Here is a 17,914-nt window from a genome sequence, read left to right as displayed (position 1 = left end):
CAAGCTGCGCCGAGAGGCGCATGGAGTGGTTTTGCCTGGCAGGTTTAGCGTGGTTCAGATGAACCGGCGACGCCTGGGTGAACTGCCGACCAGCGCGCAGGATAAACCGGAAGAGGCGCTTGACTCAAGCGTGGCGATTAATCCGCTTCATACCGAGTTAGGATGGGGACGTTGCGGCGCAGCATTTCAGTAATGACGGCGTGATTCACGGCATCATCGTCAGACGGGAGATGTGCAACCCTATTGATGCGATGGATAGGTTGGTAGATGACATGCGAGGCATCCTTGAGATGTGCGTTCAGCCCCAGTTTTTTCGCTTTGTCATGAAGACGCCGGGCCTCAAGATTTCCGTAGAGGCCGAGATCAAGTTCCCGCTCCTGATGTGCCAAATCCCTGACGGCTGCGGGTGCCATGGTGCCAAATTGAGGAAGTAAGCCACGTAAAGCCACCAACTCCTTGCTTGATACGCCTGTTTCAGCAAAGCTGATAATGACATGCGCTTCGCTATGTATGCCTTGCGCCAATGCCCAGTCTCCGGACTCCCAAAGGTAAGCTAGGTGGTTGATGCCAGGCACTTTTCATGTTCCGGTTGATACGGTGGACAAGGGATGGCCGGGCCACTTGTCCGCCGTATTTAGATACCAGTTGGCCTGATTCGAGTTAGGCACTCGCCAGTGCTTCAATCTCGGCAATGGTCTTGGGTATGGGCTTGCCCAGCACGCGGGCGCCATCGGCGGTGATCAGCACGTCATCCTCGATGCGTATGCCACCGAAGTCGGCGTACTGGCGCGCCACGTCGTAGTCTATCAAACCGGTATGGCGCTGCTCGGCCGCCCAGCGTTCGATCAGCGCCGGAATGAAGTAGGCGCCTGGCTCCACGGTCACCACCCAACCCTCACGCAAGGGCCGACCCAGGCGCAGCGATTTGCGGCCGAATTCGCTGGCGCGCTCCACCCCTTCGCCGTAGCCCACCCAGTTCTCGTTGAGCGCTTCCATATCGTGCACATCCAGGCCGATGTGGTGGCCCAGCCCATGCGGGAACACCAGGGCGTAAGCACCGCTGGCGACCACCTCGGCTGCATCGCCCTTGAACAGGCCGGTGGGGGCCAGGCCGTTGACCAGCACACGGGCCGCCAGATCGTGCACCTCGCGGTAGGGTACGCCAGGTTTCATGGCATCAATGGCGGCCAGCTGCGCATCCAGCACGGCCTGGTAGACCAGCTTCTGCCGCTCGTTGAAACGGCCTGCCACCGGAATAGTGCGGGTGATGTCACTGGCGTAGTGCAGCGGGCTCTCGGCGCCGGCATCGTTGACCACCAGATCACCGGCCTTGAGGGTGTAGCTATGGCCGTGGTTGTGCAGGATATGGCCGTCGCGGCTGAAAATGACAGGGTAGGCCAGCGCACGGCCCTGGCTCTGCGCCAGGCCGGTCATCAAGCCGACCACCTCTTGCTCCTTTACGCCGGGGCGGGATGAGCGCATGGCCAGCATATGCATGCGGTAGGCGACTTCAAGGGCGTTCTCCATCTGCGCAATTTCCTCGGCCGACTTGACCGAGCGCAGTGCGATGACCGCACGGGTCAGCGATTCGGAGGCCGCATCGTCCACCGCTGCGACATAGAGCTGCAGCAGCTCCGCCAGCCAGACGCGGTGTTCGGCGCGATAAGGCGGCAGGAAGTGCACCTTGCGGCCACCGTCGCGGGCGCGGCTCACAACGCCATCGAGCTTGGACAGCGCCAGCGTCTGGCTAACCGCCACCGCCTGGGCCTGCTCGGCCAAGCTGGGCAGCGGGCCAGTCCAGACTATGCTGTCCAGGCCGCCATCGTCGCCAAACAGGGTGGCGCTATCGGCTTCCACGTCTATCACGGCAGCCAGCCCCGGCAAATCCAGCCCGAAGAAATACAGGAAGCTGGAATCCTGGCGGAAGGGGTAGATGTTGTCGGTGTAGTTCATGGGGCTGTCGGCATTGCCTAGCAGCAGGATAAGGCCAGAACCGACCTGTTGGGCCAGTGCCGCGCGACGGGCGCGATAGATGTCGGGTGCGAACATGGGGCTACCTCAATGGGAGGGTGGCAGAGTTGCGCGCATGATACCCCCGTCAGGTTGGTTTGGATGCAGGGAGCGGGCTGCAAGCGTTAGCTGGAGGTGTGGCTTGCGGCCAAGGGGTATGGCTTGAGCGGGGTATGGGCATGCCGGTAACCATACCAAGCGTGGGCTATACCAGAGACGGCCAGCAGATAGGCAATGGGCTGGGATTGCGGGCTGATACCCAGCACGATGAACGCTAATAGCCCGACCATTGCAATGGCGGCGGTAATGCCTGCAGCAAGCAAGCGCTGCTTGCGTAAACGGTGTGCCTGCTGCTGAAGCCAGCTATTACGGGTATCCGTCTTCATGCCGGTCAACCAGTCTGCGCAAAAAACCTGCACAGGAGCATGGAGGAAAGCGAGATCGTAACTGCCATTCTGATCGCTGAATCTGACCGCCATGCATGGGTGCCGGAGCGAGTCTGCGCCTGGCAAGCGGATTGTTTGGATACTCTGCATATCGGCATAGTTGAACCGGTGCAGCGACAGCAGCGAGAAATCGCTCTGGCGAACCTGCGCCAGTAGCAAAGCTTCATGACAGAGCAGGACGATGGCCTTGTCTGCGATCAAAACCAGGTAACAGCCTCGAGCTGCGTCGATGGCTTGAGGCAGGGTGGCATGATCCACGTTTGCCAAGTTGAGCAGCGTTTTCGCAATGGGCTGCGGCAGTATTTTTCCCAGTTGCAAAGGGGCAATCAGAAAGTGGGGGACAGCGTCGAACTGTAACCACAGGCCCAGCACAAGTGGCCAGAGCACCATCCACAGCGTGTAGCTGCCGCATACGCTAATGACACCGCAAAGCTGTTGTTGGGTATCGCTGCTGCCCAGTACATAGGTCGGTAATCCAAACAAGCCAAACGCAATCGCGAGCGCGGCAACACCGTATATCGTCACCCGCCACCGCTTGTGTGATGAGTGCAAGGAGGTATCGAAGAGTGCATGCCTAGGCACTGCATATACCCGGCGATATAGACGGAGGTGTGTGTATATTGCGTAAACCGTTGCACTGAAAATCGTGCCTATCAAGCCAAGGGCCAGCCACAGGCCAATCTGTTTGTTGCTGTGCAGCATGCGCCAGCGGTGCCGGTCAAAATGTGCTTTGAGTTCTGCTCCACCAAAATCGTCCAGGCGCTCCCCGCTTGCACTGTAGTGGAGGATGCGGGTTGTGCGGGGGTCCACTGCCAGCAGGGAGCCATCCCTTAGGCTGGCCATACCGAATGGATTGCTCCACCAGGGGGAAGCAGGATGTGCAGTCAGACGGCTCTGGCTATCCAGCGTACGCAGACTACCTACGCTCAAGCTGCCTGATTTCAGGGTTAACCACCAGCCAGCCTTGCCCTTGCTGAGCAAGGTTACGGGTTTGCTCATGCCCAAATGGGTGGGTAATACCAGGGTATCCTGAACCTCCAGATCCAGGCTATGGGCGACCAGACGTTTGCCCTCAGTGTCTGCTAACCAGACAAGGCCGTCAGTTGCAATATCTACCCCATAGGCGCCTGGATAGTCAGCGCGCTCGGCTATCTGTCGTGTGCCCTGAAATGCACGCAGCTTGCCAGTGCGCTTCTCCATCACAAAGGTTCTGTCGTGCTGCGCTGCATAGGCCAGCGTGACAGTGCCTTGGAATACCATATCCAGCTGTCCGACTATTTTTCCGTTGCGATCCAGTTGGTAGATGCGTTTGTCGTTCAGGCTGGCTACCAGCACACCGCCGTTTTTCCAGGCCGCCACGCTGCTGAAGGGAGCCCTGGGTGCGTTGGGAGAGGCTATTGTCGCGACAACGCTGCCATCGGCACGTGTCACGATGAGTCTGTCGCCGCCATCTATCCAGACGCGGTTCTCACTATCTACCGCCAAGGTGGACAACTCGTAGCCGTCACTCGACAGCGCCAACCATAAGCTCAAAGCGATGAGCCCGACGCCGACAACGATGATGCCAAAGTACGCCAGCAGCATGGAGGATAGGCCATGGTTCAATTGCAGCAGCTTCATCAGCATTTGGGCGTTTTTGGGGCTCAAAGGCAGAAAGGGCGTGTCTTGTTCCTGGCTCATGATGGGCCTTGGTAAATTTGGCGGTACAAAGCGCTAAGAAAGCGTTCCCGGTGTTATTACCCCGTGCACCAGTATGGTCCTGGTAGCGGAAATTTGCTCAGTGCCAGCTAGAGGCTGGGCTGCTATGGCGCAAGCGGCATGGGTGCCGGTGCAGGTGGTGGCGTCAGTACGCCGCGCAGCGTAATTAACAGCAGCAGCAGGGCAAGCAGCAAGGGGAGGGGGGCGTTGTAAGCCGTGGCACCCAGCGCAAGCAAGGTGGTCAAGCTGCTGCCGTACAGCAAAAGCAGGAAGCTGTATGCTCGGCGCGTGCGCCGTACGAGTGTCTGGTGCTGCTCTGCCAGCCAGCTATCTCGCGTCGCTGGGTGCATGTTCTGGAGCCAGGCCAGTAATGTGCGCTGGTGTTTGGGGCTTGGGGTCTCGAATTCCCGCCGCACGGCGCCGTGCTTGAAGCGGATGCGGCTTGATCCGGCATCCAGTATGAAAGATACCCCTACCGCTTCAAATTCGCCCAGGTCCTCGTAACGAAGGGTCTGCAAGCTATCCAGGCTGTAGTCCGGCGATCGTAGGCGGACCACCAGCAGGGCATCGTGGCAGACCAGGAGCAGCGCATTCCTCACACAGTAGCCAAAGTAGCAGCCGCCGGCCGCTTCCACTGCCTGACGTAGTGCGGGGCCGTGGGTGTTGGCCTTATTCAGCAAGTTATGCAGCACAAGCATATAGGCCTGGAAGTCGTATCGAGGGATACGGTGAGGTGGGAACATAAAGGCCGGCAGCATGACAACAACTAGGCTGCCCAGCTTGAGCAGCAAGAGCCCCTGGCAGTCGGTAGTACCTTGGCAAAGTTGCGTGGCGAAATCTGCCGAGAACAGCGGCACGCCTATCTTGAACATCTGCATGACAATGATAGCCCACAGGGTGAGGCCGGCCAGTCTGCTTACGTTATCGAGCTTGGCGTGGGTAGCAAATAGCGGAGACGAAGCGGGACCAGGGCGACTATCTCGCCGGACTATGTAGCCACCATAGATCACCAGAGCGGCCATCATGGCCAGGCATAGCTGAAGGAATGGATTCTTCAGGTGGTGCCAGCGATGGCGGTTCAGGTATTCCTGTAGTGTGCTATCGCCAAACTGGCCCTGTACTTGTCCTTGTGGATCCAGTTGCAGCACCCTGCTGCTGCGTGCATCGGTGACCAGCCAGCGGCCATCGGGCAAGCTGGCGAGCCCGGCCGGCATGGACCACCAGGGTATCGCTGGTGCAGTCAGGGCATTGCCTTGCCTATCCATGCGCAGCATGCGACCGCGCTGCCAGACTTGTATGGCACCCGTCATCCACCAGCTTCCATCTGGCCCTGCCTGTGCCTGGCCAGGCGGCACGGCATCGAATGCGACGGGTAGCGGCACGGTCTTCACCGGCTGCAAGTGGTCATCGTGTGCAAGCAAGCGTGCGTTGTATCTATCCAGCAGCCACAGCCTGCCATCAGGGCTGAGGCTCATGCTGCTGATGTCCCGATAACCTTGGCGCTCGGCAATCAGGGCATCGCCCTGATAAGCACGCAGCACCCCGGCGTCTTGCTCCAGCACATAGGTAGTATCACTGCTGGCTGCATAGGCCAGCAGCACCGTGCCCATGAAGTACGTTGGTAGCGTGCCGACGATTTGTCCTTGCCGATTCAATCGGTAGACATGGCCGTTGTTGGCCGCATCCAGTAGTACACCACCCTGTTTCCAGGTCACCAGCACCTTGTAGGCGGTGCTGATCTGTTCGCTTGTATCAACTTCTCCCACTACCTGGCCTTGGGGATGGGTGATGACCAAGCGGTTGCCTAGGGCTATCCAGACCCGCTGTTCAGAGTCCAGCGCTATTGGGCCAAGATTGTGCGCACTGGAGGAAACCAGGGACACGCCAACGGCTATCAGCAGGCACAGGACGCTCGCAAAAAAGAGCAGGCTTATGCCCATGCCCATGCCCATGCCCATGCCCATGCCCGTGCCGAGCGGAGGGTATTGGAGCTCGATGGCCGCGTCCTTGATGGGGTTTACTAGCATGGCAGGAGTGACGCCGTGGGGATCTCATTACAGGCTAGCCCAGTTTGTGCAGCCATGTGGATGCTGCAAAGCAAGATGCGCTGTTTTCGCGGGCCGGCAACGGTACAATCTCGCACTCTATCTGTGCAGCCACCAGGCTGCCTTGCCTACGCTACGAAACAGGAACCACCATGCCCGTCAACCTCACCGCCCCCGACCCCGCCAGCCTGCACGCCGTTCCCGGCATTACCCTGGGCATAGGCAGCGCCGGTATCAAGAAACCCGGCCGCAAGGATGTGCTGGTGATGCTGCTGGCGGAGGGCGCAAAAGTGGCAGGGGTGTTTACCCGTAATCGCTTTTGCGCCGCACCGGTACAACTGTGCCGCGAGCATCTGGCTGCCGCGACGCCGCGCGCGCTGGTGGTCAACACGGGCAATGCCAATGCCGGTACCGGCTTGGATGGACGTGAACGGGCGCTCAAGGTGTGCGATGCACTGGCGGCGGAGCTGGGTGCCGAGCGTAGCCAGATACTGCCGTTCTCTACCGGGGTGATACTGGAGCCGCTGCCCTTCGAGAAGATCGTGGCAGCGTTGCCTGGCGCAGTGGCCAATCTGTCGCCCGCCAACTGGGCCGATGCCGCCGAGGCCATCATGACCACCGATGTGGTGAGCAAGGCTGCCAGCCGGCAGGTACAGGTGGCTGGGCAGATCATTACCATCACCGGTATTGCCAAGGGCGCCGGCATGATCCATCCCAATATGGCGACCATGCTGGGCTATGTGGCGCTGGATGCCAAGCTGGCCCAGCCGCTGCTGCAGGCCCTGGTCAAGCATGCGGCCGACCGCAGCTTCAACTGCATCACCATTGATGGCGATACCTCGACCAACGATAGCTTCATGCTGATTGCCACCGGCCAGACCGGTGCCGAGATCAGCGATGCCGGCAGCGCTGAATACGCGGCGCTGCGTGATGCCGTGACGGCAGTGGCGCAGACACTGGCGCAGGCCATAGTCCGCGATGGTGAAGGCGCTACCAAGTTCATGACCGTGCAGGTGGAGGGTGGCCGTGACGAGAGCGAATGCAAGGCGGTGGGCTATGCCATAGGCCGTTCGCCACTGGTCAAGACCGCCTTTTTTGCGTCCGACCCCAATCTGGGCCGCATCCTGGCGGCCATAGGCTATGCCGGCATTGACGACCTGGATGTGGACAAGCTGGATCTCTATCTGGATGAGGTGCTGGTCGCCACCCAAGGGGGGCGTAACCCGGCGTACCGCGAGGAAGATGGCCAGCGCGTGATGAACAAGGCCGAAATACTGATACGCGTGGTGCTGAACCGTGGCCCGGTAGCGGCAACCGTCTGGACCTGTGATTTCAGCTACGACTACGTCAAGATTAACGCGGACTACCGCTCATGAGCCAGCGCAGCCTCGCGCCACAGATCATTACCGGGCTGGGCTTGATGCTGCTGACGGGTGCCTTGCTGCGGCAGGGGGTGGAATGGGCCATGGTGGATGTCTGCCTGGACGGCGGCGGCGCTTATGACTATGCCCGCGCCGTCTGCCGGGAGCCCGGCTACAGTGCGGCCATACCCGCTTTGTGGCAACGCAACCCGGCCGTGGTGCTGCTGGCGGGTAGTGGTACGGTGCTGGCACTGCTGGGGGCGGGATTGATCTACCTGAGCCGCCGTGGAGGCAATGATGAATCTTGAGCAGCTGCTGGCCCGACTGGAGGCCATACTGCCGCCAGCGGACGCTGCGCCGGATTGGTCTGCAACGGCTTTTCGCTGGCGCAAGCAGGCTGCCTTGGGTACCACAGTGGGCTGGCTGGAAGCCGTGCACCAACCGCATAGACTGCGGCTGGCCGATCTACAGAACATCGAACCGCAAAAGGCCGAGATCAGCCGCAATACCCGCCAGTTCGTGCAGGGGCGGCTGGCCAACAATGTATTGCTGACCGGCGCACGCGGTACCGGCAAATCCTCGCTGGTCAAAGCCCTGTTGCATGAGTTTGCCGACCAGGGCCTGCGGCTGGTGGAAGTGGACAAGGACGATCTGTGCGACCTGGCCGATATCGTCGCCAGGCTGGCGCATCGCCCGGAACGCTTTATCGTGTTCTGCGACGACCTGAGCTTTGAAGAAGGCGAGGGCGGTTACAAGGCACTGAAGTCGGTACTGGACGGCAGTATTGCGGCAACCAGCAGCAATATCCTGATCTATGCCACCTCGAATCGCCGCCACCTGCTGCCCGAGTATTTTGACGAGAACAGCCGTAGCCGCCATGTGGATGGCGAGGTGCACCCGGCCGACGCAGTGGAGGAAAAAATCAGCCTGTCCGAGCGTTTTGGCCTGTGGTTGAGTTTCTACCCCTTCAGCCAGGATGAATACCTGGCTGCCGCGCGCCATTGGCTGGCGGAGTTCGGCCGGCATGAGTGGAACGAGCCGCTGGAGCGTGCCGCGCTGAACTGGGCACTAGGCCGTGGTTCACGCTCGGGCAGGGTGGCCTGGCAGTTTGCCCGTGATCGGGCTGGGCGCATCAGCTAGGGCCTAGCTGTCCATTACCTTTATCAGGGCAAAGATGACCGAAACCAAGACTACCCATGTTGCCGCCGGCATACTGATACGGCCTGATGGCCAGTTCCTGCTGGGCTCGCGCCCGGAAGGCAAGCCCTATGCAGGCTGGTGGGAGTTTCCAGGGGGCAAGCTGGAGGCGGGCGAGACGCCCCTGCAGGCGCTGGTGCGCGAGTTGCACGAGGAAATGGGCGTTACCGTTTCGGTGGCGAAGCCATGGCTGGTGCAGACCTTCACCTACCCCCATGCCCATGTCAGGCTCAATTTCTTCAAGGTGACCGATTGGCAGGGTGAGCCCCACCCACATGAAGGGCAGGCGTTTGCCTGGCAGGTGCCGGGTGCCTTGACGGTGGACCCGGTGTTGCCCGCCAACACCCCTATCCTGCGTGGCTTGCAGTTGCCGCTGGTGCTGCCGTTTTCCAATGTGGCGGAACTGGGCGAAACCGCCTGGCTGAAGCAGCTGGATCTGGCGCTGGCGCAAGGCCTGCGCTGGCTGGTGCTGCGAGAGCCGCAACTGCCTGCCGCTGCCTATGCAGGCCTGGCGGCCGAGGTGCAGGCGCGGTTGCAATCCTATGGTGCCCGGCTGCTGGTGCATGGCCTACCGGAGCGGGCGCGCGAATTGGGCGCGGCTGGTGTGCACCTGCCTGCCCGCGTGCTGATGGAAACTACCGAGCGGCCGGCGGGCTGGTGTGGTGCCTCGGTACATAACGCGACAGAACTGGCCAGGGTGGCGGAGCTGGGCCTGGATTACGCCGTGCTGGGGACGATACAACCTACCCAGACCCATCCAGGCAGCGCGACGCTGGGCTGGGATGGTTTCGCCGCGCTGGTGGGGCAGGGTTGGCCCTTCCCCGTGTACGGCATTGGCGGTCTCAAGCCGGTCGATCTCGCTGCGGCCCAGGCCGCAGGCGCTCAAGGTGTTGCCCTGCTGCGAGCCGCCTGGCAAGGGCTGTCATGAAGCACGCCGGCTGGCTATTGATGACGGTGGCTAGCCTGACGGCCCTGCTACTGCTGGCCAATCGCCTGCGGCCCGTGGCGCCCCCCTCGGTGCTGACAGCCAGCTGCGCTGATCTGACCCAGCCCTGTCGCATCCCCTATGGTGCCCAGGTGGTGGAGGTCCGTGCCTTGCAGATTCCCTCCGCCCTCAAGCCATTTCAGCTGGAGGTGCGCGGCCTTGCCGGGCCGATCACCGCCCGTTTTGGCATGGTAGGGATGGATATGGGCCCGATAGCGCTACCGCTCAAGGATGAGCCGGGCGGGGTGGCCGCCGCCCAGGTGGTGCTACCGCTCTGCGTGCAGGGACGGCGCGACTGGCTGCTGTGGCTGGATAGCCAAGCCGGACGGATAGAAGTGCGCTTCGTGGCAGGGGCATGATCCAGCCATCGCTGCAACTGTCACAGCGGCCCGCTTGGTCAGCAGGGGGATACCACCGGAAAACGCTGTGGCTGGGGAACATCGCTGCACTGTGCGAGTCGCAACGGTATCAGCAATCTAATAGCTATTTCGGGATCGACCGCGCCGGTTAGTGCGGGCGATTGCTTTATAATCCTGCGTTCTCGCATCACTCCGCCTTATATCCCGCATGAAAAATACCCTGATTGCCCTGGCCGTCGCCTTGTCCGTCCAGGCCGGTGCTGCTGCACTGCCCGTGCCGCCCGCCCCTGATCTGTCGGCGACTGCTTATTTGCTGCTGGACTTCAATAGCGGTACCACCCTGGCTGCCAAGGATGCCGACCGCCGTATTGAACCGGCGTCCCTGACCAAGTTGATGACGGCCTACCTGACCTTCCAGGCATTGAAGGATGGTCGCATCAAGATGGATCAACAATTTACGGTATCGGAAAAAGGCTGGCGCACCGAAGGGTCGCGCATGTTTCTTGATCCCAAGAAGCCCGCCTCGGTCAGCGATATGATCAAGGGCATGATCGTGCAGAGCGGCAACGATGCCTGCGTGACGCTGGCCGAAGCCATCGCCGGCAGCGAGGAAACCTTTGCCGGCATGATGAACCAGCAGGCAGCACGGCTGGGCATGAAGCACACCCACTTCATGAACTCCACTGGCCTGCCTGATCCGCAGCACTACACCACGGCGCGCGACCTGGGCATCCTGGCGGCCGCCATCATCCGCGATTTTCCGCAGCACTATCCCATCTACTCGATGCGGGATTTCCGTTACAACAATATCTCCCAGCCCAATCGCAACCTGTTGCTGTACCGCGATCCGCAAGTCGATGGCATGAAGACCGGCCACACCGACAGCGCTGGCTACTGCCTGGTGGCAAGCAAGCGCGATGGGCAGCGGCGGGTGCTCAGCGTGGTGCTGGGTACGGATTCGGATGTTACCCGTGCCAATGAAAGCGCCCGCCTGCTGGGCTATGGGATGCAGTTCTTCGACGTACCCAAGCTGTTCGCAGCACTTCAGCCGGTGAGCCAGGTCAAGGTATACAAGGGCGCCAGCAATACGGTGCCGGTCGGTTTTGATACTGATCAGTATGTGGCGGTGGCCAAGGGCGCCACGGCCCGCCTGCAGAAACAGGTACTGCTCAAGCCGCATTTGACCGCACCGGTGGCGGCTGGGCAGGTAGTGGGTAGCATCAAGCTGAGCGTGGATGGCCAGCCCTTGGCCGAACTGCCGCTCAAGGTTCTGACTGCCGTGCCGGAGGCAGGTTTCTTCGGCCGTAGTGTCGATAGCGTCAAGCTGTGGTTCAACTGAGCGCCTGTGCTGGACTGGAGCCATGGATAAATGGTGACAGAAGGGACAGTTGCCAAAGGAGCTAAGCCGGAGTGGTCGCTGCGCCCGGCGGTATTGGCCGATCAGGCGGGCTTGACCCGCCTGTCGGCGCAATTGGGCTATCCAATTGAAAATCAGCTGCTTGGCCACAATTTGCATTTCATCCTGGCCAGACCAGATCACTGGGTACAGGTAGTGGCCGATGCCCATGAGCAGGTACTGGGCTGGGTGCATGGCTATGTGCGGGTGGTACTGGAGTCGGCGCCAGCGGTGGAAGTGGGCGGTCTGGTGGTGGATGCCGCCTGCCGTGGCCAGGGCATGGGGCGGGCGTTGATGGCTGCTCTGGAGGCCTGGGCACGCACCCAGGCTGTGGGCAGGGTCACCCTGCGCTCGGGTATGGAGCGGCCCGAGGCACACCGCTTCTACCTGAGTTTGGGCTATACCGCTATCAAGCAGCAGCAGGCGTTTTCCAAGTCTCTCTAAGGGCTAGCAATGCTTTATCTGAATGGCCGGTTTTGCCGTGCTGAGGATGCCATGATCTCGGCGCTGGATCGTGGCTGCCTGTTTGGCGACGGGGTGTATGAGGTGATCCCGGTCTACTCGCGCAACCCTTTCCGGCTGGACGAGCACCTGGCCCGGCTGGACACCAGCCTGGCCGCCATCTCGCTGCCCAACCCGCACACACCGCTGCAGTGGGCCGAGCTGGTGCGCGAGGCGATACGACTGCAGGCATACGATGATCAGTCCGTTTACCTGCATGTGACACGCGGCAACGCAGGCGAGCGGGATTTTCCCTTCCCGGCTGGCGTGGCTCCCACTGTGCTGATCAACCCCAGCCCGCTGGTCACACCATCGGCCGAGGCCAAGGCGCAGGGCGTGCGCGCCATCAGCCATGCCGATTTCCGCTGGCTGCGTTGCGACATCAAATCGCTCAACCTGCTGCCTACGGTGCTGCTGCGTGAGGCCGCCAAACAGCAGGGCTGTGCCGAGTGCGTGATGTTCCGCGATGGCATGCTGACTGAGGGAGCGGCAAGCAATGTATTCGTGGTGAAGCAGGGTGTGATCGCCTGCCCACCCAAGAACCATCTGATACTGCCGGGCATTACCTACGACCTGGTGATAGAGCTTGCGCGCCAGCATGGTGTATCCATGGAGGTACGCCCGGTGACCGAGGCCGAGGTACGCAATGCCGATGAGCTGTGGATGACCAGCTCCACCCGCGAGGTGCTGGCCATTGTGGAACTCGATGGCCAGGCGGTGGGCGATGGTCGTGTCGGCCCCGTGGCCAGGCAGTTGGACCAGTACTACCAGGATTTCAAACGCACCGTGATGCGGGCAGGAAAGGAATAGACGATGAGTGAACAGGATAAACCCCTGCTCGAGTTTCCAACGCGTTTCCCCATCAAGGTGATGGGGGCGCGGCATGATGAATTTTCGCAGACCATATTCGAACTGGTACGGGTGCATGCGCCCGATATCGTGGCCGAGGATATCGAGCTGCGTATCAGTTCCGGCGGCAATTATGTGTCGCTGACCGTCACGGTGACTGCCATCTCGCAGGCACAGCTGGATGACATCTATCGCGCCGTGACCGGACACCCCATGGTGAAGTACGTGCTATGAGTGACAGCTTCAGCTTGCGCCCGGCGCGGCCGGGAGAGGCAGCAGCGCTTAGCGCCATTGCCCATGCAGCCAAGGCCCACTGGGGTTACCCGGCAGAGTGGCTGGTGCTTTGGCGCGACGGTTTGACTGTCACCGAACCGGAACTGGCCGCTAATTGGGCGGTGGTGGCTGAGCGCGGCGCCGACATGGTGGGTTTTGCCATGGTGGAACGGGTAGACGGCCTGGCCGAGCTGACCCATTGCTGGGTATTGCCAGGCACTATGGGGCAAGGTCTGGGAAGCCAACTGCTGGCGGCTGCCAGACAGCACCTGGGCCGCAACGAGCCCTTGCTGATTGCCACCGAACCCAAGGCTGAGGCCTTCTATCGCCGCTTTGGCGCCCGCACCATAGGCATGCTGCCATCCCAGCCTGAAGGCAGGCAACTGCCTTTGATGCTGCTGCAGGACGAGATCATGTTGGCCGGTTCGACCGTGGCAAGCCGCTGGCTGGGGATGCAGGAATACATCCCGACCTGGCGTGCCATGCAGACCATGACCAGCCATCGCAATGGCGACACCGCCGATGAGCTCTGGTTGCTGGAACACCCACCGGTGTTTACCCAAGGCCAGGCCGGCAAGCCGGAACACGTGCTGCAAAGAAGCAATATCCCCATCGTGCCGATAGACCGTGGTGGCCAGGTGACCTACCACGGCCCCGGCCAGTTGATAGGTTATCTGCTGATGGACCTGGGTCGCCGCAAGCTGGGTGTACGCGAGATGGTGCGCCGTATCGAGCAAAGCATCATTGATCTGCTGGCTGACCACGGCATACGCGCCTATGGCAAGGAAGATGCCCCCGGCGTCTATGTGGACGAAGCCAAGATCGCCTCGCTGGGCCTGCGCATACGCGATGGCAAGTGCTATCACGGCCTGGCCCTGAATGTGGACATGGACCTGTCGCCGTTCAACCAGATCAACCCCTGTGGCTACGCCGGTTTGCGGGTGATACAGCTGGCCGATTTTGGCATTCGGGAAACGCCGGCCTCGCTTGCGCCGCAATTGGCCGCTAAAATCAATGCCTTGCTGGGGCAGGAAGGTACTGCCTCGCCAGCAGACTACGCCCTGAGCGCCAAGCCGGCCGCTAGCTGAGCTGCTTATATAAGGGTGCAGCTGCAAGCTGCTTGGTCTACGCAAGGCGCAGCGCACATCTATCGTATCGGCCTTGCATGGCTGGGGGTCGAACCGATATGTCCTGTGCGCCATGTCGCATTGCGATCCAGGGTGGCGTGCGGTCGTACCCATAACAAAGAAAGAACCCCCAAGCATGTCCTCGCCCGTCGTTACTACCCCGCCCGCCCGCGCCGAGCAAGGCGTCAAGCTCAAGGGCGAGGCCAAGACTGCCCGTATACCCATCAAGATCGTACCGCTGGACAAACCGCTGGAAAAGCCGGACTGGATACGCGTCAAGGCGCCCAGTGGCAGCCGTTTTTATGAGATCAAGAATATCCTGCGCGAGCAGAAGCTGCACTCGGTGTGCGAAGAGGCCAGCTGCCCCAATATCGGTGAGTGCTTCGGCAAGGGTACGGCCACCTTCATGATCATGGGCGACATCTGCACCCGCCGTTGCCCCTTCTGCGATGTGGGCCACGGCCGCCCCAATCCGCTGGACGCCAACGAGCCGCGCCACCTGGCGGAGACCATCGCCGCGCTGCGGCTCAAGTATGTGGTGATCACCTCGGTAGACCGGGACGACCTGCGCGACGGCGGTGCCCAGCATTTTGCCGATTGCATCAGCCTGACCCGCGAATTGTCGCCCGGCACCCAGATCGAAGTGCTGGTGCCGGATTTCCGCGGCCGGCTCGATATCGCTATCGATATCCTGACCAAGACGGCGCCCGATGTGATGAACCACAATCTGGAAACCGCACCACGACTCTACAAGCAGGCACGGCCAGGCTCCGATTACCTGCATTCGCTCAAGCTGCTGAAAGACTACAAGGCGCTCAACCCGAATGTGGCGACCAAGAGCGGCATCATGGTGGGCCTGGGCGAGACAGATGAAGAGGTGCTGGAAGTGATGCGCGACATGCGCGCCCACGATATCGACATGATCACCATAGGCCAGTACCTGGCACCGTCGAACTCCCACCTGCCGGTGCTGCGCTATGTCACCCCCGACCAGTTCAAGGCCTTCGAGGCCGAGGCCTACCGCATGGGCTTCAAGCATGCTGCCGTCGGCGCGCTGGTGCGTAGCTCCTACCATGCAGATCAGCAGGCGCATGATGCTGGTTTGTAATGAGGGCTCTCTCGCCTAATACAGCCACGACAGCGATAAACGTGACCGAGTCTAATAGGTAGGCCCCGTAGGGTATTTGAGAGCAAGAAAAGCCGCGTTTGCGGCTTTTCTTCTGTGTGAGGGGGCCGTAGGGTTTTGCTATGCTTTGATGGTTGCTTCGTAAAGAGCTTGGTCTGGAGGCGGAAAATGCTGCCGTGTTGATACGCGGCGCCTGCTCACCATCCAAGCAAGACCAATAAGCCAGTCAACCTACCTCTCAGGGTATTCCATGCAAACCGCCGCCAGCAGCCCCGCGCACGAGATACTAGGCCAGCCACTCACCCTACCCAATGGCCTGATCCTGCCCAACCGGCTTGTCAAAGCCGCCATGAGTGAAGCCTTGGGGACAGCCGATAATCGCGTGACCCATGCACTGGAGCAGCTGTATTCGCGGTGGTCCGAAGGGGGCGCGGGTCTGTTGATCACCGGCAATGTGATGGTGGATAGACGTGCCTTGGGCGAGCCCGGCAATATCGTGCTTGAAGACGACCGGGATAGGGAAAGCCTGCGGCGTTGGGCCAGCGCAGGTACACGCCAGGGTAACCAGCTGTGGATGCAGCTCAACCATCCTGGTAAGCAGGCACCACAGGGGCTTAACCGTGAAACCGTCGCGCCTTCGGCCGTACCGTTTGTGCCAGCCCTGCAGCGCTTTTTCGCGACACCGCGCGCCCTGGAGGAGGCAGAGATCGAGGACATCATCCAGCGTTTTGGCACGGCAGCACGGCTGGCCAAGGAGGCCGGGTTCACCGGCGTGCAGATTCACGGCGCCCATGGCTATCTGGTGGGCCAGTTTCTCTCGCCGCATCACAATGTGCGTGAGGACCAGTGGGGCGGAAGCCCGGAAAACCGCCGCCGTTTTGTGCTACGTGTGCTGGCCGCGATCCGCGATGCAGTGGGCAAGCAGTTTCCGGTGGGTATCAAGCTGAACTCCGCCGATTTCCAGAAAGGGGGCTTCGGCGAAGCGGAGTCGATAGACACCTTCAAGGCCTTGGCCGCCGCTGGCGTGGACATGATAGAGATATCGGGCGGCACCTACGAGGCACCGGCCATGACGGGCGTACGCGCCAAGGAAAGCACGCGCCAGCGCGAGGCGTACTTTCTTGAGTTTGCTGAAAAAGCACGTGCCGCCGTCGATACGCCGTTGATGCTGACCGGCGGGTTCCGCACGGCAGAGGGTATGGCCGCTGCCATCGATTCCGGCGCCATCGATCTGGTCGGGCTGGCACGCCTGCTCGCTATTGAGCCTGATGCACCTAACCGGCTACTGGCCGGCCACGCCACCTACCATCATGTACGCCCCATCCGTACGGGTATCAAGGCCGTGGATCGTATGGCGCTGATGGAAATCACCTGGTACACCCGCCAGTTACGCCGCATGGGCAAGGGCCGCAATCCCAAGCCGACAGAGTCGGGTTTCAAGTCCTTCCTGATAGGCCTGCTGGAGAATGGCTGGGGCACCTTCAAGACGAAACGCATGCGGGCGTAAGCGTCGGTCATTTTAAACCATGGCGTTCTAGGCGAAGTGCATAAGGCAAAAGCCTGTGATTTGACTCCGTGGTTGACGCGCCATCGGCTCCATCGTGCGCCTGGAACTGAGCCGTGATGCCTACGCCGGCCAGCGCTATGCCTCGGGCGAGCGGGTCTATATACGGCCACGTTCGGCCAGGGTGTTTGCTGAGGATTATGCAATCTAATCTCGTGAACAGGATTCGACAGGCATTGCTGCTAGCCCAGGCAGCTAACGTCCCGGTCGGGTTACACCCCTAGCGAAGGCCATGGTGCGTGATCAGGTTAGACAGAGTCTGATGGGGATGGCGTTTTGATCGACGCCCCGTGCCGACGCCCCGTGCCGACGCGATAGCTGACCTCACGCCTTGTTCGCTACAGGGTTTGCTACCTACATGATAAATATAAGAAATTTGTCAATTCAGTTAACTGTGATAATATATTAAGATATTTTATCGCTTGATCGTTATGCCCAGTGCCCGGCACCATTTCTCCGCATTCCCCTATTATCCCCTCCGCCGTCCCGCTACCTCTGATAGAGCAAATACTCCCCAGCTGAAGCCCGCCCTTGGCATGGGGGTGGCTGTCATGTTGCATGCCTTGCTGTTGCTCGGCCTGTTGCACACCGCCTTGCCCGCCGGCGTGCCGCAAGCGCAAGTCATCTCCCTGAGTCTTGGCCTGCTGCCCGAAGCTGGCAGCGACGCAGCATTGCCGTCTGCCGCTCGCGAGACCTCGCCAGAGGTGACCCCGGCGATGGAGTTTGCCGTCCCTGAAGTCGACCTGACCACCGTGTCGGCCCCCGGCACTCCCGAGGTTGGCACTGAGCACGCAGACCCAGGCAGCCTCATCACCCTTAGCGACGCCATGGGCGCCGCTACCGCCGACTACATTGGCCAATTGCGCCTCTACCTCGACATGACCAAGCGCCAGCCTGCCTCTGTCGAGCCACGGCCCAAGGGTGGCATCACCTATTTCATCCTCCTGGATCGCGCCGGTAGCGTACGCGACTACGGT

The 17,914-nt window shown here is 61.0% G+C and carries 17 protein-coding genes and 1 pseudogene; 14 read left to right on the top strand and 4 right to left on the bottom strand.

All coding sequences use genetic code 11. The features are described from left to right. Nucleotides 1–137: 137 nt before the first annotated feature. The 4 genes from V7714_RS02480 to V7714_RS02465 all read right to left on the bottom strand — a co-directional run bounded on the left by V7714_RS02480 (nt 138) and on the right by V7714_RS02465 (nt 6,181). Nucleotides 138–524, bottom strand: coding sequence for a hypothetical protein (locus tag V7714_RS02480; RefSeq protein WP_335387803.1), 387 nt, complete (start codon nt 522–524; stop codon nt 138–140). Between the two features lie 136 nt (nt 525–660). After that, a complete protein-coding gene (locus V7714_RS02475; RefSeq protein ID WP_335387801.1) occupies nt 661–2,049 on the bottom strand; it encodes an aminopeptidase P family protein in 1,389 nt (462 codons plus the stop codon). Between the two features lie 86 nt (nt 2,050–2,135). Next, entirely contained in the window at nt 2,136–4,082 is a 1,947-nt protein-coding gene (locus V7714_RS02470) for a hypothetical protein (RefSeq protein ID WP_335387798.1), read from the bottom strand. Nucleotides 4,083–4,258: 176 nt separating this feature from the next. Further along, complete coding sequence (locus tag V7714_RS02465; protein WP_335387796.1) at nt 4,259–6,181, bottom strand: hypothetical protein; 1,923 nt, start codon at nt 6,179–6,181, stop codon at nt 4,259–4,261. Nucleotides 6,182–6,351: 170 nt separating this feature from the next. Between V7714_RS02465 and argJ the strand changes: the two genes are divergently transcribed. From argJ to V7714_RS02395, 14 genes and pseudogenes are all read left to right on the top strand, one after another. Beyond that, nucleotides 6,352–7,575, top strand: coding sequence for a bifunctional glutamate N-acetyltransferase/amino-acid acetyltransferase ArgJ (gene argJ / locus V7714_RS02460; protein ID WP_335387794.1), 1,224 nt, complete (start codon nt 6,352–6,354; stop codon nt 7,573–7,575). Then, entirely contained in the window at nt 7,572–7,868 is a 297-nt protein-coding gene (locus V7714_RS02455) for a hypothetical protein (RefSeq protein ID WP_335387792.1), read from the top strand. Before argJ ends, V7714_RS02455 begins: the two co-directional genes overlap by 4 nt. Then, nucleotides 7,855–8,700 carry an ATP-binding protein gene (locus V7714_RS02450; protein ID WP_335387789.1) on the top strand — a complete coding sequence of 282 codons (846 nt, stop codon included), beginning with the start codon at nt 7,855–7,857 and terminating at the stop codon, nt 8,698–8,700. The genes V7714_RS02455 and V7714_RS02450 overlap by 14 nt, the downstream gene beginning before the upstream one ends. Before the next feature lie 34 nt (nt 8,701–8,734). After that, complete coding sequence (locus tag V7714_RS02445; RefSeq protein ID WP_335387786.1) at nt 8,735–9,685, top strand: Nudix family hydrolase; 951 nt, start codon at nt 8,735–8,737, stop codon at nt 9,683–9,685. Then, the gene (locus V7714_RS02440; RefSeq protein WP_335387783.1) at nt 9,682–10,101 is read left to right on the top strand and encodes a hypothetical protein; all 420 of its coding nucleotides are present in this window, start codon (nt 9,682–9,684) and stop codon (nt 10,099–10,101) included. Before V7714_RS02445 ends, V7714_RS02440 begins: the two co-directional genes overlap by 4 nt. A 208-nt stretch (nt 10,102–10,309) precedes the next feature. After that, complete coding sequence (locus V7714_RS02435; protein ID WP_335387781.1) at nt 10,310–11,440, top strand: D-alanyl-D-alanine carboxypeptidase family protein; 1,131 nt, start codon at nt 10,310–10,312, stop codon at nt 11,438–11,440. Nucleotides 11,441–11,470: 30 nt separating this feature from the next. Then, nucleotides 11,471–11,941: a GNAT family N-acetyltransferase gene (locus tag V7714_RS02430; protein WP_335387777.1), complete on the top strand. Its 471-nt coding sequence runs from the start codon at nt 11,471–11,473 to the stop codon at nt 11,939–11,941. A gap of 9 nt (nt 11,942–11,950) precedes the next feature. After that, complete coding sequence (locus tag V7714_RS02425; RefSeq protein ID WP_335387775.1) at nt 11,951–12,808, top strand: D-amino acid aminotransferase; 858 nt, start codon at nt 11,951–11,953, stop codon at nt 12,806–12,808. A gap of 3 nt (nt 12,809–12,811) precedes the next feature. Then, entirely contained in the window at nt 12,812–13,081 is a 270-nt protein-coding gene (locus V7714_RS02420; RefSeq protein ID WP_335387773.1) for a YbeD family protein, read from the top strand. Next, nucleotides 13,078–13,458, top strand: a pseudogene (locus V7714_RS02415) (GNAT family N-acetyltransferase); the annotation flags it as partial. The gene V7714_RS02420 and the pseudogene V7714_RS02415, both read left to right, overlap by 4 nt. 75 nt (nt 13,459–13,533) lie before the next feature. Continuing rightward, nucleotides 13,534–14,208, top strand: a complete 675-nt coding sequence (gene lipB / locus V7714_RS02410; RefSeq protein ID WP_335708639.1) for a lipoyl(octanoyl) transferase LipB — start codon at nt 13,534–13,536, stop codon at nt 14,206–14,208. A 175-nt stretch (nt 14,209–14,383) separates the two neighbouring features. Then, the gene (lipA, locus tag V7714_RS02405) at nt 14,384–15,355 is read left to right on the top strand and encodes a lipoyl synthase (RefSeq protein WP_335387770.1); all 972 of its coding nucleotides are present in this window, start codon (nt 14,384–14,386) and stop codon (nt 15,353–15,355) included. A 268-nt stretch (nt 15,356–15,623) separates the two neighbouring features. Further along, on the top strand, nt 15,624–16,880 hold the full coding sequence (locus tag V7714_RS02400; RefSeq protein ID WP_335387767.1) for an NADH:flavin oxidoreductase/NADH oxidase family protein: 1,257 nt from the start codon (nt 15,624–15,626) through the stop codon (nt 16,878–16,880). Between the two features lie 608 nt (nt 16,881–17,488). Then, nucleotides 17,489–17,914 (top strand): hypothetical protein (locus V7714_RS02395; RefSeq protein ID WP_335387762.1); only part of this gene is annotated, 426 nt, incomplete at its 3' end.

This window comes from Chitinimonas sp. JJ19, assembly GCF_036961565.1.
Taxonomy (GTDB): Bacteria; Pseudomonadota; Gammaproteobacteria; order Burkholderiales; family Chitinimonadaceae; genus Chitinimonas.
This window is presented reverse-complemented; position numbering and strand designations above follow the sequence as displayed.